This window comes from Leminorella grimontii (assembly GCF_039789245.1).
Lineage (GTDB): Bacteria > Pseudomonadota > Gammaproteobacteria > Enterobacterales > Enterobacteriaceae > Leminorella > Leminorella grimontii.
Window position 1 is genome coordinate 4,085,595 of the sequence record NZ_CP146357.1, and the last position, 21,906, is coordinate 4,107,500.

Annotated in this window: 22 protein-coding genes and 2 rRNA genes (1 of these 24 cut by a window edge); 2 read left to right on the forward strand and 22 right to left on the reverse strand. The window is 53.3% G+C overall.

The window, feature by feature from the left end; translation table 11 throughout:
- Positions 1-28 precede the first annotated feature (28 nt).
- The 15 genes from V8L73_RS18645 to nrfA all read right to left on the reverse strand — a co-directional run bounded on the left by V8L73_RS18645 (position 29) and on the right by nrfA (position 14,183).
- Positions 29-583, reverse strand: coding sequence for a YagU family protein (locus V8L73_RS18645; RefSeq protein WP_027275721.1), 555 nt, complete (start codon positions 581-583; stop codon positions 29-31).
- A gap of 257 nt (positions 584-840) precedes the next feature.
- Positions 841-1,353 (reverse strand): ClbS/DfsB family four-helix bundle protein, encoded by a 513-nt coding sequence (locus V8L73_RS18650; RefSeq protein ID WP_347253713.1) that lies wholly within the window; start codon positions 1,351-1,353, stop codon positions 841-843.
- Between the two features lie 60 nt (positions 1,354-1,413).
- Positions 1,414-2,130, reverse strand: coding sequence for a DUF3053 family protein (locus tag V8L73_RS18655; RefSeq protein ID WP_347253714.1), 717 nt, complete (start codon positions 2,128-2,130; stop codon positions 1,414-1,416).
- A gap of 269 nt (positions 2,131-2,399) precedes the next feature.
- The gene (locus tag V8L73_RS18660; protein ID WP_027275718.1) at positions 2,400-4,190 is read right to left on the reverse strand and encodes an aryl-sulfate sulfotransferase; all 1,791 of its coding nucleotides are present in this window, start codon (positions 4,188-4,190) and stop codon (positions 2,400-2,402) included.
- Positions 4,191-4,621: 431 nt separating this feature from the next.
- Positions 4,622-5,248, reverse strand: coding sequence for a thiol:disulfide interchange protein DsbA (gene dsbA / locus V8L73_RS18665; protein WP_134389240.1), 627 nt, complete (start codon positions 5,246-5,248; stop codon positions 4,622-4,624).
- A gap of 68 nt (positions 5,249-5,316) precedes the next feature.
- A complete protein-coding gene (locus tag V8L73_RS18670; RefSeq protein WP_261832075.1) occupies positions 5,317-6,297 on the reverse strand; it encodes a serine/threonine protein kinase in 981 nt (326 codons plus the stop codon).
- A 42-nt stretch (positions 6,298-6,339) separates the two neighbouring features.
- Complete coding sequence (locus tag V8L73_RS18675) at positions 6,340-6,609, reverse strand: YihD family protein (RefSeq protein ID WP_027275715.1); 270 nt, start codon at positions 6,607-6,609, stop codon at positions 6,340-6,342.
- A 156-nt stretch (positions 6,610-6,765) separates the two neighbouring features.
- Positions 6,766-7,611 (reverse strand): c-type cytochrome biogenesis protein CcmI, encoded by an 846-nt coding sequence (gene ccmI / locus V8L73_RS18680; RefSeq protein WP_347253715.1) that lies wholly within the window; start codon positions 7,609-7,611, stop codon positions 6,766-6,768.
- Positions 7,608-8,063, reverse strand: a complete 456-nt coding sequence (nrfF, locus tag V8L73_RS18685; RefSeq protein WP_027275714.1) for a heme lyase NrfEFG subunit NrfF — start codon at positions 8,061-8,063, stop codon at positions 7,608-7,610. Before nrfF ends, ccmI begins: the two co-directional genes overlap by 4 nt.
- On the reverse strand, positions 8,060-8,605 hold the full coding sequence (locus V8L73_RS18690; RefSeq protein WP_347253716.1) for a DsbE family thiol:disulfide interchange protein: 546 nt from the start codon (positions 8,603-8,605) through the stop codon (positions 8,060-8,062). Before V8L73_RS18690 ends, nrfF begins: the two co-directional genes overlap by 4 nt.
- Positions 8,602-10,506: a heme lyase CcmF/NrfE family subunit gene (locus V8L73_RS18695; RefSeq protein ID WP_347253717.1), complete on the reverse strand. Its 1,905-nt coding sequence runs from the start codon at positions 10,504-10,506 to the stop codon at positions 8,602-8,604. Before V8L73_RS18695 ends, V8L73_RS18690 begins: the two co-directional genes overlap by 4 nt.
- Before the next feature lie 25 nt (positions 10,507-10,531).
- A complete protein-coding gene (gene nrfD / locus V8L73_RS18700) occupies positions 10,532-11,488 on the reverse strand; it encodes a cytochrome c nitrite reductase subunit NrfD (protein ID WP_347253718.1) in 957 nt (318 codons plus the stop codon).
- A complete protein-coding gene (gene nrfC / locus V8L73_RS18705) occupies positions 11,485-12,156 on the reverse strand; it encodes a cytochrome c nitrite reductase Fe-S protein (RefSeq protein WP_261832070.1) in 672 nt (223 codons plus the stop codon). The genes nrfD and nrfC overlap by 4 nt, the downstream gene beginning before the upstream one ends.
- Complete coding sequence (gene nrfB / locus V8L73_RS18710; RefSeq protein ID WP_027275709.1) at positions 12,153-12,707, reverse strand: cytochrome c nitrite reductase pentaheme subunit; 555 nt, start codon at positions 12,705-12,707, stop codon at positions 12,153-12,155. Before nrfB ends, nrfC begins: the two co-directional genes overlap by 4 nt.
- A gap of 48 nt (positions 12,708-12,755) precedes the next feature.
- A complete protein-coding gene (gene nrfA / locus V8L73_RS18715; RefSeq protein WP_373876289.1) occupies positions 12,756-14,183 on the reverse strand; it encodes an ammonia-forming nitrite reductase cytochrome c552 subunit in 1,428 nt (475 codons plus the stop codon).
- Positions 14,184-14,684: 501 nt separating this feature from the next.
- Here nrfA and mobA point away from each other — a divergent pair.
- A complete protein-coding gene (gene mobA, locus V8L73_RS18720; RefSeq protein WP_027275707.1) occupies positions 14,685-15,266 on the forward strand; it encodes a molybdenum cofactor guanylyltransferase MobA in 582 nt (193 codons plus the stop codon).
- The gene (mobB, locus tag V8L73_RS18725; protein ID WP_347253719.1) at positions 15,263-15,778 is read left to right on the forward strand and encodes a molybdopterin-guanine dinucleotide biosynthesis protein MobB; all 516 of its coding nucleotides are present in this window, start codon (positions 15,263-15,265) and stop codon (positions 15,776-15,778) included. Before mobA ends, mobB begins: the two co-directional genes overlap by 4 nt.
- An 11-nt stretch (positions 15,779-15,789) precedes the next feature.
- Here the strand turns inward: mobB and V8L73_RS18730 are convergent, their stop codons facing one another.
- The 7 genes from V8L73_RS18730 to V8L73_RS18760 all read right to left on the reverse strand — a co-directional run.
- Positions 15,790-16,500, reverse strand: coding sequence for a SanA/YdcF family protein (locus V8L73_RS18730; protein WP_422655601.1), 711 nt, complete (start codon positions 16,498-16,500; stop codon positions 15,790-15,792).
- Positions 16,501-16,548: 48 nt separating this feature from the next.
- Positions 16,549-16,809: a DUF1871 family protein gene (locus V8L73_RS18735; RefSeq protein WP_347253721.1), complete on the reverse strand. Its 261-nt coding sequence runs from the start codon at positions 16,807-16,809 to the stop codon at positions 16,549-16,551.
- A gap of 20 nt (positions 16,810-16,829) precedes the next feature.
- Positions 16,830-17,033 (reverse strand): hypothetical protein, encoded by a 204-nt coding sequence (locus V8L73_RS18740; RefSeq protein WP_261832066.1) that lies wholly within the window; start codon positions 17,031-17,033, stop codon positions 16,830-16,832.
- 9 nt (positions 17,034-17,042) lie between these two features.
- The gene (locus V8L73_RS18745; protein WP_347253722.1) at positions 17,043-18,353 is read right to left on the reverse strand and encodes a serine dehydratase subunit alpha family protein; all 1,311 of its coding nucleotides are present in this window, start codon (positions 18,351-18,353) and stop codon (positions 17,043-17,045) included.
- 33 nt (positions 18,354-18,386) lie between these two features.
- Positions 18,387-19,718, reverse strand: a complete 1,332-nt coding sequence (locus tag V8L73_RS18750) for a hypothetical protein (protein WP_347253723.1) — start codon at positions 19,716-19,718, stop codon at positions 18,387-18,389.
- 560 nt (positions 19,719-20,278) lie between these two features.
- Positions 20,279-20,394 (reverse strand): 5S ribosomal RNA (gene rrf, locus V8L73_RS18755).
- 194 nt (positions 20,395-20,588) lie between these two features.
- Positions 20,589-21,906 (reverse strand): 23S ribosomal RNA (locus V8L73_RS18760); it runs 1,786 nt beyond the window's last position.

Here is a 21,906-nt window from a genome sequence, read left to right on the forward strand (position 1 = left end):
CTACTCCGGGCCGGCGCCGTCATTACGATTACGGCCGGTTGGCCCACGCGCCTTGTATCGGTTTGGCCAAGAGAGCGAGTACGGCAATCATGCTGATTTCAATCGAGAACGACCAGCAGATGTGCCCAAGGATTTCACTCCACAGCTCGTAGCCGTTAAGGTTCCACAGCCACCCCGTCTCCCCGTTTAAATAGGCCGGATGCCGGAAGCCCAGCGCGGGAATAAGAAAGCCATGCATAGCGATAGTAATAATCAGGCCGTAGGCCGCGCCGTACCAAAGCCTGACCTTCGGCCAGTAGGCAGAAGCAAGCACATAAACCAGCGCGAACGCAAAGCTGAACAGCCAGTGATAGAGCATAACCGCACCGGGAATGGTAATCCCTTGGTAAACGTAATCCATTGAGTGCGAGTTAATACCAAGCCACCCAAGCCATGCGTCGATGTGCGCCGCCGGAGGGGAGATTTCTCCCGCAACGCGGGGCGGCATATTGGCTTCCGTTCCCGATTTAACCAGGGAGCTAATAAAGCCGCCGATAAGCGTCGTCCAGATAATGACCTGGAGATTCGTCTTATTTTTCAACATAACGGATGTCCTCTTAGATATCGCTTATAACAACGGGCCATCTCAGTTTTTTCAACTAAAGAAGTCGATGAAAACAGTATTTTCATTAACTAAATCTAGTTCCTGTTGAGTATTGCTGCAAATACTGGGGTGCCATCGGCTCACGCCGCAGCGGGTTATCGGGGAAGAGAAGGGCATGGGGGAGAGATCTTCTAGTCAAGGTGATAGAAGGAACAGGAAGCGGTTTATTGGGCTAAAGCCGGGTTACCGCCTCATTACTATTTTAAAGCGTTCTTTTTCCACTTGCGGATTTTCGGCCTGAAATTGGTAAAGGGCGCGACGGAATTGATATGAACCCACTTATAGACCGGCCACATCGCTTTGGTTGTCGCCCAGTTGCGTTTGCCCGGCTCAAACAGGACGTCGTCAGAGAGCGTCTCAAGCCAGTTCGTTAATGCTTCAACCAGCTTATCCAGTCGCTCTTTTTGCTCGCAAAGCGTCGACTGCCCGTACTGCTGATAAAAGGACTGATAAAGCGCTCCCAGCTGATTCCATTTGAAATCCGCCGACGGAACGGCTGCGCGCCTTCCAGCTTGCTCTTCCTGTTCCCATAACAGCAGCGAGGATAGCCAGCCAATTTGGTAGGACAGCATCTCTCGAGGCGTTTTGTCTACGCCTTCCACTCTTGTGGCCGAAACCTCGTCTGGGATGTCTTCAAACTCTGCGATGAATCGTTGATAGCAGGCCTGAATCCGTTCAATCAGCGCCTTCTTATCCGCATATTCCTTCATGGCCATAGCTCCATAATGAACGAGGCCGCAAAAGCGGCCTCGTTTTAATGACGTTTAAGCTTACATCAGCTGCGCAATCTTACGCGCAACGTCCATCAGCTTCTGCTGCTTCTTCTGCAGCTCGCCGTTCATTTCGTTGAACTGATCCAGCGCTTTTTGTTCAGTAAACTGAACCATGTGGCCGCTGTACTCGATCTTGTCGCCCTGCGCTTTCAGGAAGTCAGAAAGCTTCAGAACGTCGCCAAAGGTCTCGTCCAACAGAACCAGCGTTTCTTTAGCCAGAGAGCCCTGCTGGGTTACAACCTTCGCATAGGCCTTGTCATAAACGGCCTTCAGGTCGTCCGGCATTTTTACTGCCGCGTAGCTATCGGCGGTTTTCTTGATGATCTCGTCCAGCTTGGCGGTAGCCGCGCGGGTTTCAGTTTGCGCTTTTTCCACCTTCGCGCGGTTATCAACCATCGCCTTCATGGTGTTCAGCGTTCTAAGCTCAGTCATTGACGATTGCATTGAGCTAGAGAACGCGCCGTTAAGGTCGTTGGTAAAACCGGTCAGCAGGTCATAGTCTTTAGCGTAGTTGCCAAAGGCCTTTTTCTGTTCATCGGTCAGGCTCGGCAGGCGAACTTTAGCGCCGTCGACAATTTTAGTCTGAAGAAACTCGCTGAAGGCTTTACGCTGCTCCGGTTCGTTGTCGCCACAGGCGGTCAGTTGGAAAACTAATCCCAGCATCAGCAGGGGGGCGAAAAAGCGCGCCCATGATTTTTGCTTAACGAAAGACATATCTACTCCCCAAAACGGTATCCATTAAATCCATCTAAGTATCCGGCGCAGCGCGAAACTATCTGAACGCCAAGGAACCGGCATACGTTATCATCCGAGGCAGGGGGAATAAAGCACTTGTGCCAAAAAACGCCTCGTTGGAACAAGCATAGTTGAAAAGGAGGAATCGTTTTCAGAAAAAAACAGCGGGGCTCGGAACAGGCTCCCCGCTGAAGTGGCGTGACTCAGAGGTATTTATTATTAGTGGTTATGTCAAAATCTTTTCAACTCTATTTCTTAAACATCACCGTTGGATCGATGATGGATGAACGATAGCCCAGCATGGTCGGACGGTTGCTATGAACCTTCAGCTCCAACATCACGTCCTGCGTACCGTCTTTCACTTCGTTAAGTACGGAGACCAGCGGCGTAGTTCCCGACATTCCTGCCGTCGCGGAATACATGAACATCGTTTTGGTTTCTGGCCGATACTGCGTTACGGAAGTGATCGGGCTATACCACTCAAAGCCGCGCTCTTTGCCGTATTCCCAGGATTGATACACGGTCATGTTCTTCTCATCAACGACGAATTCTACGCCGCGAGAGTACTTCATCGTCGGCAGCGCCGGCTGCTCCATACCCCGGGCGTCGCCGTTGTCGAACACCGTCACGACGGACTTGCCATTGGTACTCTTTGACGGAACGATGTAGCCGGTATGCTGCGTCCAGGTCCAATCGAAGTCGCCTTCGCACTTGTGATTTTCACACTTGAGCGCCTTGCCCGACTTATCGACCGGCTTCAATACTTTCTTCGCCAGTTCACCCTTCCAACCGGTAGGATCGGCAATAATCCACTTCACCTGCTTGTCGCGGCCGATTTTGATAACGGCGGACTGGTGGCGTGAACTGATGATAATGCTGTCGTCACGCGCATCGTAGCTGATGGAGTTCACGTGCGCCCAGTTACGGCCCGGCCCGGAGCCGGTGACGTCGCCGAACGGCAGCTGCGCCAGCTGCTCTTTCGTCATGGTTTCACCAGAATGAGCGGTATCTACGCTCAGGCAGACAGCCCCCTGATCCATCGCCAGCAGTACGTTATCGCGGAACGGATCGAGGATCGTGTTCAAATCCCAGTAGTCCACCGTATCGCCGTTTTTATCCACTTCCAGAATATGATCGCGCACGGTGTTAACGGTGTAGCCGTCCTTCAGCGGATAATCTTCTTTAGCGACCCGCAGCAGATAGGTGTCGTTAGGCGTTTCGATAATTTCGTGCGAGAAGTCGATGAAGCCCTTCGGCAAACGCTTGTCGGCAATATTGCGCCCCAGGAAATCATACTTGTAGTAGCGTTGGCCCTGGCCAAAGATCAGATTACCGTCCTTTACCTGATGGAAGCTCATCATCGAGCCAATGCGGGTAATATCGTTTGGATTTCGCAGTTTATCGATGTTCATAAACCAGCGCACGTCGCCGTTGGTATCGCTTATCCAGTTTATCCCGGTGTAGTCCCAGTTCGCCGCGCCGCCCTTCACGTGCATGATGTGGCCGTTTTTAGACGTTCCGACGATATGGTTAAACAAATACAGGCGATTTTTCAGGCTGCCATCAACTTTCACAGGCTCTACGGTAGGAAGCGCGGCGGTTTGTCCTCCCGTAGCGGGAACGGTGACCGGTGCGGCATAGACGGACCACGTATAAGTTTGCGGCTTGCCGCCTTCTTCCCAATCCACTTTCACCTTGTTGACGTAATCAGGGTAGAGGCCGAATACGGGAATGCCGTTGTGCGTATTAATCGCCTGAGGGCCTACGTCGTAGCTGATGGGAATCCCTTTATCACCTTTGCCAAGTACGGTCACTTTGACTTTGCTAATGTTGTGATTGGCCTTGTTGATAATTGCCGTCAAAGGAAAAACGCCGTCATAAGGCGCTACGTCAACAACGCCCAGCGGCCCTTCTTTCATCGGAACGATATCCGTCGTTGCCACCAGCGGGCGTTCTTTATCAAGCCCCCCGGCCGCCAGCGCTGTTCCGCTGACGCAAAGACAGCACAACAGGGATAGCGTTATTCGCGTTAATTTCATGATTATCTCCTTTAGCTGAATGCAAAATAAAAATAAATAGTGACTACGCGCGAAGCGAGCCAAGAAAAATAAAGCGTTGCAATATGTTTTTAATTCGGAGGTAATCTAAATTAATAAAAAGGTCTTTTGCATGATTCACATCACATTTAGAAACATTTACTAATATTTTAAAATATATCCATTCTGATAAAATCAGAATTTATTCATAAAATACAAATAATTAAATTCATTTCGAGATATTGAATATTTCAAGTAAATAGCGGAGAAATAATTTCTATTTATTCCTTAATGTGAAATATGATTATTCATTAAATGGAAAGTAAAAGTGGACAAATAATATATACACCGATGGGCCACAGCCCAAAAATATACAAAAAATGCTATTAAAAAAGCCTCGCTTATTCAGCGAGGCTTTATCAATAAATGCGATATTACTTTTTATTAAGCAGGAACTTTACGACGTTGCCGTATTCACTGATGAAGCTATCAACCGAATCTGCATCCAGACCGTCGGTCTTCACCATATACTTGCCGTTCACGACGACGGAAGGCACGCTTCTAAGCTCCACTTCTTCCGCCATCTTGCGCTGACGCAGCGTCAGAGACTTAACGACGAAGCTGTTCCAAGCGCTGTCGAAATCCTGTGCGGAAACGCCGGCTTCAATAAACGCCTGACGAATGCCGTCAAGGTTTTGGATAGCGCGCGTCTTTTGAATGCCGTTAAACAGCAGCGGCGCCACTTTATCCTGAACATTCAGCATGATGGCGACAGACCAGGCCTGCGTCAGCTGAGAGCCCAACTCGCCGCCCATGAAGTCCACGTGGTACTTAACCATCTTGCCGTTAGGCGGCAGCTGCTTTTTAAACACGTTCGTCATATGGTAGACGTTTTCGAAGTCATAGCAGTGCGGACAGAAGAAAGAGAAAAATTCCATCACCTCCGGTTCTTCGGTCGCAGAGCGGGAAAGCGTGGTGTACTGCTTACCGTCTTTGTAGTTGGCGGTAGCGGCCGCTGACGTTTCCGCCGCGCTTGCCGTAATAATAGGATTGGACAGCATTAAAAACGCACCTGCGGCAATCGCAGCGTAAACCATCTTTTTCATAACAACACTCCGTGACAAAAGAATCAGTACATCGGCGCCAGCCGCAGCGGCGGAGCCTCTAAGCGTTTAACTTGTTCAAACAGGGCCGCCGGCTGCGTCTGCCAAAAATCGACGTCGGCTATCCAGGGAAAGCTTTTCGGAAATGCGGGATCGTCCCAACGGCGCACAACCCAGGCCAGGTAGTGCACCATCCGCATACCGCGCAGCGGCTCGATTAACGCAAGTTCTTCTACAGGGAAATCGGCGAACTCGCCGTAGGATTCGGCAATCAGATCCAGCTGCATTAGCCTGTCTCGTTCCTCTCCCTGTAAGAGCATCCAAACGTCCTGTATTTTCGGGCCGTTGCGCGCGTCGTCTAAATCAACGAACGTTGGCCCGTCTCTCCACAAAATATTGCCGGGGTGGCAATCCCCGTGCAGTCGGCACGGCGCCCAGTCTATGTGCCAGTGAGACTCAACGGCCTGAATCAGGCAGTCGAGTGCGGACAGAAAGTCAGCCCTTACGGCATTTGGCACCAGCGCGCTTTCCGCCAGCGTTTCCCGAGGTTGGTAAAGATATTCGTCCAGCCCAAACGTGGGGCGATGAGCAAAGCTGCCGCTTTCGCCCACCTTATGAATGCGCCCTAAAAAGCGGGCCACCCACTCAAGATGGTCGAGGTTATCCACTTCAAACTGACGACCGCCGACGCTTGGGAACACGGCAAATAAATAGCCCTGGTGTTGGTGCAACGTGCGCCCATCAAGCAAGAGCGGCGCAACGACCGGGATTTCGTCGTTTGCAAGCTCCAAAGCAAAGTCATGCTCTTCCTGAATCTGCGCTTCACTCCAGCGCTGGGGACGGTAGAACTTCACGACGAAGCGGCGTCGCTCTTCGTCCATAAATTGATAAACGCGGTTTTCATAGCTGTTTAGCGCCGTCAGGCCGGAGTCTACCCGCAGCCCAACGTCAAACAGCGCGTCTAAAATAGCGTCCGGCAGCAGGGATTGAAAATTGAAGGCCGGCATGGTTGATCCACTACACATCGCGTTAATCTATATCCGTTCAGGCTAGTCTTTCAGGATGCCGCGGGCGCGCAACAGCGCGGTTTTGAAATCTTCTTCGTAGTCCTTTTTCAGACCGGGAATAGCGTCAGTGCTGGATGAATCACGCATCTTGAGATGATAGATCAACACGTCGTCCGTCAGCTCGCCAAGCGGCCCTTTATATCCGGCTTCGTCAGCCAGCTTTTGCAGAAATTGAACCAGATTCAGATCCGGGTCTTTCTGCCACGCCGGGTGAATCAGTTCAATAAGTTCATTGACGCGATGGCATTTCATAACGCCTCTCCCTTTAGTCTTGATTACAAACGGGGCAAGTATGTAACGACGCCCCAATCGCCACCAGCGTGATTTACGCATAAAGGCTTTTCAAATGTAGAAAAAGCGGCGGCAGCGGGCACAGCCTATCAGGGTTAATAAAAATTTAACAGCCCATTATTTCATCATCCGCGCCATGTTGATGGCCTCAATCAGCCTGGCGCGATCGACGCGGGGATCCTCGCTGTCGAGCAGCCGCTGCCAGATGTCGATCGCCTGTTGATATTGGGCGTTGAGGAAGCGATCGGAGGCTAAAAGCATGAGTGCGGTAATTTGATTAGGGTCGAGCGCCAGCGCTCGCTGAATCAGCAATTCGGCCTGCGGCGTCATGCGTTGGCCGGCCTGATAGTAGAGCGTAGTCGCTTTGGCCGTTAGGACTTCGGCGTCGTCGCCGCGAATTTTGGCCACTCTGTCGAAAGCGACCAGCGCGTTTTCAAACGCATTGCTGTTCAGATAACGTTGGCCGAGCAAGAACCAGGACTCGCTGTCGTTGGGCGACGTGCGAATGCGCTGCATCAGCTCGGCGACCACCTTATCCTGCATCTGCTCTTCGCTCATACCTTCAAACAGCGCGTTGCCCCCCTGACGCACAAACTCGGCGGACGACGAATACTGGCCGTACGCTACGTAGCCGCATATCGTTAGCACCAGCGTAAATACCGTCATCAGCACCGGCGTCAGAAGCGTCGAACGCTTGCCGTCCATCGCTGAAGCCGGGGCGTCCTGCGCGTTTTGCAACAGACTCAGCGCCAGCTCTTCCTTTAACGCTTCGGCCTGACGGCGCTCGCTTTCCTCGCAACCAAACAGCCTTTCGGCCAGGGCGGACTCCTGGCGGTACAGCGCAACGTTAACCTGCTCGCGCAGCGTCTGCGGCGGCGCTTTCCCGGCGCGACAAAACGGCAGCCAGACGATAGCTATCGCCAGCAGAGCCAGAATGCCGCTACCAATCCAAAATGCCGTCACCGCTTTTTCTCCAACAGTTGTTCAAGCTTACGGCGCTGTTCGTCGCTCATTTCGGGCAAAGGTTGAGCCCGGCGACGAACGTAGCGCCATGCCGCCACTGCGGCGAAAAGCAGCAGCACAAGCGGGCTGAGCCACAGCAGGGCCGTCTGCACGCCAAAGCGCGGCTTATACAGGACAAAATCGCCAAATCGGCTGGTCATCACGCTCACGATCTCATCGTTCGATTTACCTTCGTCCACCATGCGATAAACCTCAAGGCGCAGATCGCGGGCTATCGGCGAAGTGGACTCCACCAAATTCTGATTCTGACACTGCGGGCAGCGCAGCTGCTTGGCGAGCGTCACGGCCCGCTCCTGGTTTTCCGGCGTTTTAAACTGCCAGGTATCGACAATCTCAGCCCGTAGAGGCAGCGCGAAGCACAGCAGCAGCAACAGGCGCCAGCAGCGAATCATGGCAGCGGCTCCCCCTTCATCAGCGAACCGATTTTCGGCTCGAACTCCACTTTCCAAACCTCGGCGTTTAATTCACCAGAATAGCGGTAGCGGATCGCGCCCCGGGCGTCGATAAGATAGGTTTCCGGCGTGCCGTAAACGCCGAGCTCCATCGCAAGCTTGCCCTCGGGATCGTAAATCGAGCGGAAGTAGGGATTGCCCAGCTCGTTAAGCACCTTGACTGCCGCGCTACGGGTATCGCGATAGTTGAGGCCGTAGAGCTTGAACTCCGTCCGCTGCCCCAGCTTGCTTAAAAACGAAAACTCTGACTTACAGGAAGGGCACCAGCTGGCCCAAACGTTGAGCACCGTAATGTGCCCCTGAAAGTCCCGTTCGGAAAATGTCCGGTTGCGTAGCAGCAGGTCGTCTGCCGCAAAGGTCGGCATCGGCTTATCCTGCTGGGTCAATCCGAGCTGATGGGGATCCTGACGCAGGCCAAACAGGAGCGCGATGCCCAAAGCGGCGACCAGCAATAGAGGAATAAACAGCTTCAGGCGCGTCATGACGTCACCTCTTTTCGCGAGCGTATCCGGCCGGCAAGCAGCAAAATGCCGCCTAGCATCATCAAAAGGCCGCCGCCCCACACCCAGCGGATAAAGGGCTTATAGTGAAAACGCAGCGCGTAGCTGTCCCGATCCACCTTCTCCCCCATAATCGCGTACACGTCGCCGAAAATTCCCCAGGAAATGCCCGGCTCGCTCATCAACATGGTTCTTACCGTATAGTGACGCCGTTCAGGCATAAGCGTCGCCACGTTCTTGTCCGCTTTTGTCACCGAAATCACCGCCTGTTCCGACGTATAGTTCGGCCCCACTAGCAGGCGAGTTTCCTGATAGTTAAAGCGGTAGTCGCCAAGCCTCGCCTCACTGCCTTGGGCCATTTTCACCCCCGTCTCGATGGAGTAATAGCTGGAAATCACAATGCCCACCGTGGTGACGGCAACGCCACAGTGCGCCAGCCAAACGCCGCACCGCCTCAAGGACAGTCGGCGAACCATCGACAGGTTGCTCAGGCAAACCCACGCGGCGAGCGCAAGCGACAGAGCGACCATCGGGTAAAACCGGTCAAACAGCAGCGCGCCGCCAACGCCGACCGCGGCGGCTAACAGAGCTAAAACGGCCAGACGCCTTCCTGTACCCGCTCCCATGCTTTTCCAGCGGCTTAGCGCAGAGATCCCCATAACGGACAGGGCCAGCAGCGCGGGCGGAACAAAGGTGGCGTTGAAATAAGGCGCGCCGACGGAAATAGAGCCCAATCCGAATGCGGTAAACAGCATCGGATAAAAGGTGCCGATAAGCACAATCAGCGTCGCAACGCTCAGCAGCACGTTGGCCGCCAACAGCATTGTCTCTCTCGACAAAAGCCCGAAGCGCGCGGCGGAAGGCTGGGTATTGGCTCTTAGCGCAAACAGCGTCAACGCGCCCATCACGGCCAGGCCCAACAGAAGAAGCAGCATGATGCCGCGATCGGGGTCAACGGCAAAAGCGTGCACGGAGGTCAAAACGCCGGAGCGAACGATGAAAGTGCCCAGCAGGCTGAGCGCAAAAGTGAAGATGGAAAGCAGCAGACTCCAGTGGCTGAACGCGCCCCGTCGCTCCGTCACTATCAACGAGTGCAGCAGCGCGGTGCCTAAAAGCCACGGCATCAGCGAAGCGTTTTCTACCGGGTCCCAGAACCACCAGCCGCCCCAGCCTAACTCATAGTAGGCCCACCACGAGCCAAGAATAATGCCGCCGGTCAGGCAAACCCACGCGGCCAGCGCCCAGGGTCGGCTCCAGTGGGCGACGGCGGCATCCATTTTGCCGCTCGCCAGCGCGGCAATCGCCAGCGCAAAGTTAACGGCAAAGCCAACGTAACCTAAATAGAGCAGCGGTGGGTGAAAAATCAGGCCGACGTCCTGCAGCATCGGGTTAAGGTCTCGCCCTTCCATCGGTGCGGCCATCGTTGAAGAAAAGGCGCGCTCAAACGGGTTGGAAAAAAACAGAATAAACAGGCAGAACCCCACCATGATAAGGCCGAGCACCGCCAGCGCCGCCGCGCTGACCTGCGGGTCCATACGGCGACTAAATGCCGCTAATAGCGCAGTCCAAACGGAAAGCGAAAACAGCCAGAACAGCATGGAGCCTTCATGACCGCCCCATACCGCCGCAACCTTAAAAAAGACGGGCAGCTGAGAATTTGAATGCTGGGCGACGTACATTACCGAGAAATCGTCGGTGGCAAAGCTATAGCCCAAAAGCGCAATGGAAAGCGTGATAAATAAACATGCGCCGTAGCTTAACGGCGCACCGTAGCGAGTGAGTAACGACCGCCGGCAGAACAGACCCACCGGCGGTACAATACTTAACAGAAGTGAGAGCGCCAGTGCGCCCAGTAGGGACAGCAGACCCAGTTCTGGAATCATGCCGTTCCCTTTTCTTTTACGCTCATTAAGCTACCGTCATTTGGCCCGCGTACAGGATGAAGAATCTCAACATAAGTACACCACAAAGCCCCATACAGGCAACCGTCACGAGATAGCCCTTGCTGTGCTGAACGCGATGGCTGCACACGGCGCCCATAATCAGCGGCAGCAAAATGCCAAGGCCGATAATGCCAAACCAGAAGACGTTGGACCAGAATCCGCCGCCAATAGCCGCAACTGCAGCGACCTCTTTCTGGCCGCCGCCGAAGAACAGGCCGACGAACAGCGCAAACAGCAGCAGCAGTTCGAACAGTACGACCGGTTTTTCGATCTGATGGACAAAGTGGATGGAGGGGCTGTCCGTCGGCTGCTTAAACCAGGTTACGCCAAACAGCACCGCCGCCGCCGCGCCGGACGACACGCCCGAGAACAAGAACAGAACGGGCAGAACCGGGTTGTTCAACATGGGATAGGTTTTCAGCGCCGACAGCAGAAAGCCGGTATAGACTCCCAGCAGCACCGCCAAAAGCACCATCAACGGCTCCAGCACCTTCTCAAGCCGCACCAGCGAAACGATAATGCCGTTCACCCAGCTAAACGCCGTCAGGCGGGTTTGGGTAAATTGACGGATCTCTTCACGAAACAGCACGGCCAGCCAGACAATCAGCACCACCATATAGACCTGGAACAGCATAACGCCCATCGACATAACGGAGGTCGGGCTGTAGAAGATCATCAGGTACCAGAAGGTCCATGGCTTGGTCAGGTGGAAAATCAAAATGGTCAGACCGACGATAATGGTCAGCGGCGCGATAATCGCCGTAGCCTTAATAACGCCGTCGCGGCTGGCTTCATTACCCAGGATCCTGCGCTTAAGGAAAATGGCGATGGTCACCATCCCCGCAGAAATGCCTATCAGAAACAGGTAAATGGCGATCGGCCAGTCCCAGACCAGAGAGTCAAAGTGGAAAGCGCTGCTCATCCTTTAATCTCCCCGTGTTTGCTCGGAATACGATACATCTTCGGCTCAGTGCCCAGATGTACCTTGGAGCGGTAAGTGGTCTTATCCGCAATCAGCTTCACGATATCGCTGTTAGGATCGTCCAGATTACCGAACGTCAACGCCTTGGTTGGGCAGGACTCCACGCAGGCAGGCAGTTTGCCCTTGGCCAGGTTGGTATCGCGACAGAAGTTGCACTTATCGGCGCTCTTTTTCACCGGGTGAATAAAGCGCACGCGATAAGGGCAGGCGGCTATGCAGTACTGGCAGCCTACGCAGCGGTCTGGATTCACGTCAACGATACCGGTAGCCGCATCTTTGTAAGAGGCTCCCGTCGGGCAGACGTCCACACAGGGCGGATTATCACAGTGCTGACAGGAGTGACGGTCGAACTGATATTTTGCCTCTGGAAACTCCCCGACGGGGCCGGTGCGGATAATAGTGAGCCGCGATACCCCTTCAGGGACGTTATTGACCTCCCGGCAGGCATCCATACAGGCGGTGCATCCGATACAACGAGTTTCGTCATACACCATGCCATAGCGAATACCGTTAACCGACATCGTTTGTGCCAACACGCGATGCGCGGCGCCGGTCGTCAAAATAACTGCTCCCATACCGGCAATAAAATGACGGCGTGAGCAACTCATGGCGTTTCCTTCTCTTTTTGATGCTGCTTTTGCTGTTCGCTATGACAGTCGACGCACAGCTTGATTTGGCCCTTTTTGTCCAACCCTTTCACCGGATCGACGGCTGGGTGCAGCTGGTGGCAGCTGGCGCAGGACGTTTTCAGAATGTGCACGTCGTGAGCCCACAGCGCGGCGCGCAGCTTCTCAGGCTGGTGACAGGTCATACAAACCTGATTCTGCTTATCCACCGGGAAGGTATCTTTGTTAAAGCGCATCGCATCCGCAGCGCCGTCACGGTGCGCGGGCGAGATCGTGCCGTGACAGTTGGTGCAGGTCACCGGCGTCCCGGTGTTGGGATTCGTCGCCTTGGCGTGAGCGCCGTGCATCCCATCCTTATTTTCTTTATGACACTGAGTACAGGCGTAGTCGCGATTACGCTGTAGCTCAACCTGATAGCCGGACGAAGCGGCCGCATCCTGCTGCGACGCCGCCGACGCCGGCATGGCCGTCGCAGCAAGCATGGATGCCAGCATTAATAGCCCGCCTTTGAATAGCAAACGTAAACTACTCATGAGATTTCCACCTTTATTGGGCCCCGCCAAACGCGGGGCCAGTCGCATTTATTGGTTTAACAAGCGGCCTTCTTTCTTGGCTTCGTTGTCCCACTCAACCACGCGGGTTTTCAGGAACTCTTGTTTTTCGCTTTCCAGCTTCTGCATATCCATGCCTAGAGCCTTTTGAGCGTTTGCTTTTGTGGAAATATCCGGCAGAGCGATCGGCGTCGTGATCCCTTTGGTCGCCAACAGGCGAGCCAGCTTGGTGCGAGCCTCAGCGGACTTGTCGAGAGACGTACCCAGCACTTTCAGACCGACTTCCGGCGCGTGCATATGAATGCCGTGAGACGCGATAGCGTAGTCCCAGCGCCACTGAGCGTGACGGATATCCTGAAGGATCGGCTTCATCTCTTCTTCGGTCGCGCCTGCGTCCCATGCGGCCTTGGCTTCAAAGTGCGCGTGAACCAGCTGACGCTCGGCCTTTTTCTTAAGCTCTCTTACCGCTTCTTTTCTGCTGGCGACGATGTCCTGCAGCTGCTGCTTGCTCTGCGTGTGGCAGCTTGAGCAGCTTTCAGCAAACCGGTCAAAAGGATTGCCGATCTTGTGGTCGGTGTAGAGCTTACCGTCGGCGTTCTGTACCTTCGGCATGTGGCAGTCGATACAGGTCACGTTGTTCTTGCCGTGAACGCCCTGGCTCCAGGTCTCATACTCCGGGTGCTGGGCCTTGATCATCGGCGCTTTGGAGAGCGCGTGCTTCCAGTCGGAAAATTCGATGTTGTCGTAGTACTCTTCCATTTTCTCAACCGTCATACCCCCATCCCACGGGAACTTGACCGCTTTGTTCTTGCCGGAGAAGTAGTACTCAACGTGACAGTTGCTGCACACCATAGACTGCTGGTCTAAGCGGCTGGCCTTATCAAACGGCTTGCCGATAGCTTCCAGCGCGCGCGCGGTGTAAGGACGAGACATATAGAGCGCAGGCTTGCCTGCGGCAAAATCTTTTGACGCCGTATCGTGACAGTCGGCGCAGCCGATGGGGTTAACGACCTGAGAGCCGCCGCGCGCCCACATGCCTTCGAAGTAAGCGTCTTCACCGCCTTCATCGATAAGGCGGGCGACGTCCGGACTCTTACAGCTCCAGCAGGCCATCGGCAGCGGGCCGTCCGTATCTTTCATCGGCGCAGCGGTACGCAGCGACTGACGGATATCGGTAATAGCGTAGAAGTGCCCACGCGCTTTTTTGTAGTCTTTAGCGAACGGATAGCCCGCCCAGAGGATAACCATGTCGGGATATTCATCCAGGCCGCCGCCCAGCGTGTCTAATTCGCTGGTTGCGCGCCAGGAGTCGTACTGATCCTTATGGTCTTTCGCAAATGCTTCATTACGAGCTTCAACATTAAGCTTGTTGGCGCTTGCCGTATTGATTGCCAGAAGCGATGCAAACAATATCAGTAAGCCAGCTGATAACCTTGCCTTAAATTTGCCCACGGTAATAACTCCCAATTTATTATATTTTCGACCTTTACTTCGCCGTTTGAGAAAGTAGAAATACGTCCCTTTGCACTGATTTATCACGCCAGAAACATACTTAAAAGGTAGTATTTTATTATCCGTTTAAATATAACGAACTGAAGGGGAAATGAATATCTTGCCTAAAGAATACTTGTTTTAGATCAACGAAAAAGTCATTGAAAATTCAGTTTTTTGACAGGCTTCAAACTCTATTTTAATTCACTCTTCGAATATAACTATTTAGGGTTATAAGCAATTAATACCTCTTTAGAGTTATAAACTACACACACCTTCATTAATAAGGGAAGAAATATACTTTATGAATACCAAAATAGATTACGTCTTTAATAGAAATAAATAAAGAGACGTTTGTTTAATATAAAATGAAAATCATTATCAATTAATTCAATTAAACGGGGCGAGCGTTTTATAAACGCGTTAAAATGGGCGCCTGTTCCGGTCGAATGTCAGTGAGGTTATAACATGTCGCTCCCCACGCTTACCGGCGCCGTACTGTCGGGAGGTCAAGCAACCCGTATGGGCGGCCTTGATAAAGGGCTGGTTAATATCGGCGGAAAACCGCTCTATCAACACGTTCTCCAGCGCTTGGAAGCGCAGGTGAACGGAGTCATTATCAGCGCCAACCGCAATATCGACGAATACCAAAAAAGCGGCTATCCGGTGCTTTCTGATACCATCAGCGGCTTTAAAGGCCCCCTTGCCGGCATCTTAACCGTTTTAGAAAACAGCCCGACAGAATGGGTTCTGTTCGCCCCCTGCGATACGCCGTTTATCCCTACCAACCTGGCGGAAGTTTTATGGAACGGAAAGCAGAACGCTTTGGCGGCCTACGCCGACGACGGCGAGCGATCTCATCCTACGGTAGCGCTTATCAGCACTCGGCTGATAAAGCCTTTGCGTGACTATCTCTTGGGAGGCGATCGCAAGCTGATGCTCTTTATGTCCGCGCAGAACGCGATACCGGTCAGGTTTAATGACGATCCCCGCGCCTTTCGCAATATCAACACGCTGGACGACGCCGAGCAGGAGAGCCGCCAAAAATGATCAACGCCCCTCTTCCCCTACTGGCCATCACTGCCTACAGCGGTACGGGAAAAACTACGCTGCTAAAAAAGCTCATCCCAATGCTTGCGGATATGGGCATTCGCTGCGGCCTGATAAAGCATTCACATCATGACGTGGACGTCGACACGCCGGGAAAAGACAGCTACGAGCTTCGTAAAGCGGGCGCAGTTCAGACCATCGTCGCCTGCGACCAGCGGTGGGCGTTAATGACGGAAACGCCCCAACGGGCGGTTAACCTGCCCGAGCTGGTGGGTAAGTTTGATCCTCTACTTATCGATTTAGTGCTATTGGAGGGCTTTAAGCAGGAGCCGGTTCCTAAAATAGCTCTGTACCGTGCCGCCGTTGGCAGGCCGCTGGAAGGCCTGCTCGACGAGTATGCGATAGCGCTGGCGACGGACGAGGCGCTCGATGTGGGTATCCCGATCCTGAACATTAACGACTGCTCGCAGGTCGCCGAGTTTATCCGCGCCTGGCTGACCGCTAAACACTAACGCTTCGCTAGCTATTTACTCGGGCAACCGCTGTCGGTATCTGGCCCAATGGTTACGCTCGGGCCAAGAAACTTGGGTTGCCGGTGCAGCACGCGGCTGTCCAACAGCGCGCTGACGCGGGCCAGCTTCTCCCGCATGCGGGTATACTTCCCGCGCCCGCTGGGCAAGTCTTTTGCATTGTAGGCAATGGCATCAATGCCGTACTGTCGCGCCAGATACAGCGCCCGCTGGTTATGAAATTGCTGGGAGACGATGATGAAATCATTTTCCCCAAAGACCTTATTGGCTCTGACCACCGAATCAAGGGTTGAGAACCCGGCGTAGTCGCAAAAAATAGCGCCTTTCGGCACGCCTTTTTCCATCAGCGCCCGCTGCATGGCCGACGGTTCATCATAGTGCTTTTTGCCATTGTCGCCGCTGACCAACAGCCACTGAATCTTTCCGGCATGGTACAGCTCGGCGGCGGCGTCAATGCGCCGGGTGAAATAGCGGTTGTTGGGCTTGGCGCCGAGCACCAGAGCGACTTTCCGAGCGGGAATGTCCTCAACGCTGTCGTAGATCTGCGCCTCGGTAGCGCCGACGATTTCACGCTCCGCGTAATGAATCAGCCCCAAGGAAATAGCGGCAGACAGCAGATAGAGGAAAATAAGCCTGCGGGAGAAAAGCTTTCGAAATACGACGTTAATAACCCGAAACAGGGCCTTGAAAAACCGAACAATCACCGTTGTCTTCATCCATGAAAGTGAATCAGCGCCCTTTTTAACGCAGGATTATGAACTTTGTATGAGGTGGAACATTATTTCGTGGGCAATCCGACGCTCTCCCCCAGCCCTGTAACAATCAGAAAAAGCATGGGTAAACGTATTCTCAATCGCCTGCGTCAGCGCTGCTTCATCCACGCCTTCCGTCGTTTGAATAAACTGACAGATTTTCTTTATCTCACTACTGTATTCATCGTCCGGAGCAAGACGACCCGGCGCAAGCCTCATAGGATCCCATGCGTTAATGATAGCGGTGACGAACTCTTTCATGTCTTTTCCTTAAGAAATGGTTAAACGTCCAGCAGCGCATCGACGGCTAGGCTAAAGTGATCGGCCATCGCCTTCATGGCGCCCAACTCCTGAATCAGCTGCATTTCGCTGGAAGCGCAGTCATGCTGCTGGTGATTATTACCTACGTGCCGGCAATTTCGCTGCTTCTGGTATAAAACTTTAGACGAAAGAATAAAGCAGCCCCAGTAGCCAAACCGGGGCATACAAAGCGATTACCGCACTTTATTCGCCATAATTTCAATGATCTGCCGATCGGTTTCCTGCATTGACCGGCAGGCTAACGCGCACAGGTTGGATATTGAACGCTCTACGTCATCTGCAACAATGCCCTCATTGCCCGTCACTGCGGTATCGTCCAGCGCCATCAGCACCGCTTTCCACGCGGAAGACACGCTGGTAGACACCTTCATCGCGCAGCTGTTCGAGGCTCCATCGCAAATCATGCCGCTAACGTCGCCGATCATGCTGCCAATCGCCATTGAAATGGTTTGATAATCGCCGTCAACCAGCCAGGTCATGCCTGCCGCCGCGCCCATTGCCGCCGTTGTCGCTGCGCACAGCGCAGACAGCTTCGGCAGTTGATAATGGATATAGATAGCGCTTAGGTGCGACAGCATTAACGCTCTGGCCAAGCGTTCTTCATCTGCGCCAAAGTATTCGGCAACGACAACGACTGGCATCGTGGCGGCGATCCCCTGATTGCCGGAACCAGAATTACTCATGGCGGGCAGCGTCGCGCCGCCCATGCGCGCATCCGACGCAGCGCTGGTGCGGATCAGAATCTCTGACAAGAGGTCTTTTGCCATCAGCCCGCGCTCACACTGCTTCTCTAACGTTGCGCCAATATGCAGCCCCCAGCGCCCGCGCAGGCCTTCTTTCGACAGGGCGTCGTTAAGGTGCGCCGCTTCAAGGATAAAGCGAATATCCTCAAAGGGAACCTGATTCACAAACGTCAGGATCTCCGCCAGTGACGAGTGCGACAGAACGGCTAGCGGGTCGTCTGCTGACGCATCCTGCGAATCCTCAGCAAGGGTAAAGCAAACGCCATCCTGAGTTTCAATCCGTACGATGCGAGTATGTCCGCCAACGATAGTAACGCTTGCCCATTCGTCACCAGCAAACGCCTTGGCCTGGGAATAAAGGATATCTTCACACGGCGACTTCAGCATTACGCGAACTCGTCCTTCATCCAGCATCATTTTGGCGTGCGCGACATCCTCTTGTGAGGCCGCTTTTAACACCTCCAGGCCTGCGTGAGCGTCACCACCCACGGCGCCCAGCGCAGCCGCGATAGGCAGGCCCACCATTCCCGTACCCGGAACGGTTACGCCCATTCCGTTTTTCATCAGGTTTGGTGAAATCCATGCATCAATTCGCTCTGCCGGACCCGACAGGCGGGACGCGGCAACGGCGCTCGCTAACGCCAGAGAGATGGGCTCGGTACAGCCCAGAGCAGGCTTAACCTCTTCCTGCACGGCGAGAATAAAAAGCTTCCACAACGGATTCATTTCAGGCTTGGACATAATAACAACCTTAAGGCTTAGCGTTCGTCAGCATCAGGAGAATGCCAGGAACGGAGAAACGCACAACAACAGACCGGTAAAGATAATCAGCATCAGCGAAGCGCCCTTGTACTTGTGAAGAGCGGGAACTTTGTAGACCAACCACGCGGGGATCAGACAGCCAACCATACCGAAGATCGGGCTGCAGATAGAGGTGAAGCTCAGCACTGGCGCATTCAGGACAATGGCGCTCCAAGAGAGCAGAATGGCAAACACCATAATTCCACGCTGAACCAGAGTCTCGTTGATCTTATCGGCCGGAAGCTTACGGCGAAGCAGGTTCATCACGATGCCCTGCGTCGCTTCGCGAAAGCCGAGATACACGCCGAAGAAGGCGGTCATAACGGCAAATATATTCAGAATAACGCTGACGATTTTGACCCAGGCGGCGCCGTCGCCACTGATAAACTGCGCAGCAATCGCCAATGCGGAAATATTCTGCTCATAGGCCTTTACCGCTTCGTCATGGCCCATCGCCAGCGTAAAAGAAACGGCATAGAAGAATACGGTGACGAACAAAACGCCAAATGCAATATTCATGGCGCGCAGCGCCTTGTGGCGGGCAACCTCGATAGACTTCGAGCGTGAACGATAAGAGATGACCATCGGGCTCAGCGTTTGGATAAACAGGATGGACGTCAGCGTAAACGGAAGCGTGATTATCGCATTCTTCACCAACAGGCCCGCTGGTGGCAGTGAACCAACGTTATACAAGTGCCACATGCCTATCATGGATAGCCCCAACAAAGCCACGACCAGCAGCTTGGTCAGCACCATCAGGCTGGAAACCTTAAACAGCAGCTTCTCGCCGCGCGAGGAAATAGCCACTAAGATGCAGATAAGCGCCAGTCCATAGAAGGGGCTCTCGGACAGCAGGCCTTCCGTTATGCCGAAAGTATGTAAATAAGAGGCGCTGTCATTGGTAATTGCCGTGGAATATACGAACATCCAGATAACCAGCATAACGAAGTAAAGCGCACCTAACAGAATGCCCCAGTTTTTCCCCAGGTAGCCGCTGATAACGCTGGGGTAGTCTTTACACTCGGGAGACTCTGCCAGAGTATTAATAAAGAGGCGCTGGAACAGATACATTGCCGGATAGCCAATAATCGACGAGAGCAAAAACACCCACAGCCCCATCAATCCCACCTGAACGGGTAAAAACACGATGCCGGCGCCGATCGCCATGCCGATGCTCATAATCACCCAACCGACGTCAGTACCGTCGAACTTGGTCGCTTCACGCCATTCACTTTCCGTCATGGTTGCCCGACCGGCAGGTAAGGAGCCTTCCAGCGTTACGCTTGCACTTGATGTTGATTCCATAACATTCTCATTTAGTAAGTAGGGTAAGTTAGATTTGTATTTTTCTAGCCGCAGAGAAACGCTCGGCGGCGAATGCGATAAATCATACGCATGATAATGAAGAAAAAAATTGCATTTATTGCCATGCAATAAGCATGGTTATAGAAATAATTTCCAACCATTCGCATATAAATCAAAAATTATTCTACAGTTTTCTAAAATGAGAGGTAGTTCACATCCATATAATTTTAATCGTTATTTTCCTATGGCATAAAAAAGGCCACTCTTTCGAGTGGCCTTCTTCTAATTAAGAGCCTGGCAGTTTATGAACCTCTTCGAGGCCGTCCTCCGGGCGTTTCGGCAGATTTGTCCCTATCAAGTAGCGAACTGCCGTTAGACAAAAGCAAAAAGGCCACTCTTTCGAGTGGCCTCTTCTAATTAAAAGCCTGGCAGTTTATAAACCTCTTCGAGGTTCACCCTTCGGGCCGTTGCTTCGCAACGTTCAAAAGGCTTTGCCTTTTGTCCTACTCTCCATCGAGTAGCGAACTGCCCGAACATCTGCATACTTCTTTAAATTAAGAGCCTGGCAGTTCCCTACTCTCGCATGGGGAAGCCCCACACTACCATCGGCGCTACGGCGTTTCACTTCTGAGTTCGGCATGGGGTCAGGTGGGACCACCGCGCTGTCGCCGCCAGGCATATTCTTTGTGCTCTGTCCTGTGTCTTTCACGCTGATGCTGCGTTGGCCGCTCTCCGTCGTCATAGTCACATACCTATGTATGTTCCCGTGCCGCCCTCGTTTGCCGCCTTGCCTCACCGCGAAATCCTTCGGACTTTAATCCGCAGAACAAACTGAATAATTCTTCGTCTCTAAAACGCCTTCGGCGTTGTAAGGTTAAGCCTCACGGTTCATTAGTACTGGTTAGCTCAATACATCGCTGCACTTACACACCCAGCCTATCTACGTCATCGTCTTTAACGTTCCTTTAGGGGACTCTAAGTCCCAGGGAAGACTCATCTTGGGGCAAGTTTCGCGCTTAGATGCTTTCAGCGCTTATCTTTTCCGCACGTAGCTACCGGGCAATGCAATTGGCATCACAACCCGTACACCAGCGGTGCGTTCACTCCGGTCCTCTCGTACTAGGAGCAACCCCCCTCAATCTTCCAGCGCCCACGGCAGATAGGGACCGAACTGTCTCACGACGTTCTAAACCCAGCTCGCGTACCACTTTAAACGGCGAACAGCCGTACCCTTGGGACCTACTTCAGCCCCAGGATGTGATGAGCCGACATCGAGGTGCCAAACACCGCCGTCGATATGAACTCTTGGGCGGTATCAGCCTGTTATCCCCGGAGTACCTTTTATCCGTTGAGCGATGGCCCTTCCATTCAGAACCACCGGATCACTAAGACCTACTTTCGTACCTGCTCGAGCCGTCACTCTCGCAGTCAAGCTGGCTTATGCCTTTGCACTAACCTCCTGATGTCCGACCAGGATTAGCCAACCTTCGTGCTCCTCCGTTACTCTTTGGGAGGAGACCGCCCCAGTCAAACTACCCACCAGACACTGTCCTCACCCGCGATTCAGCAGGTCGAGTTAGAACATCAAACATTAAAGGGTGGTATTTCAAGGTTGGCTCCATGCAGACTGGCGTCCACACTTCAAAGCCTCCCACCTATCCTACACATCAAGGTTCAATGTTCCGTGTCAAGCTATAGTAAAGGTTCACGGGGTCTTTCCGTCTTGCCGCGGGTACACAGCATCTTCACTGCGAGTTCAATTTCACTGGGTCTCGGGTGGAGACAGCCTGGCCATCATTACGCCATTCGTGCAGGTCGGAACTTACCCGACAAGGAATTTCGCTACCTTAGGACCGTTATAGTTACGGCCGCCGTTTACTGGGGCTTCGATCAAGAGCTTCGCTTGCGCTAACCCCATCAATTAACCTTCCAGCACCGGGCAGGCGTCACACCGTATACGTCCACTTTCGTGTTTGCACAGTGCTGTGTTTTTAATAAACAGTTGCAGCCAGCTGGTATCTTCGACTGGCTTCGGCTCCATGGGCAAGCCACTTCACCTACTGCCAGCGTGCCTTCTCCCGAAGTTACGGCACCATTTTGCCTAGTTCCTTCACCCGAGTTCTCCCAAGCGCCTGAGTATTCTCTACCTGACCACCTGTGTCGGTTTGGGGTACGATTTCGTGTTACC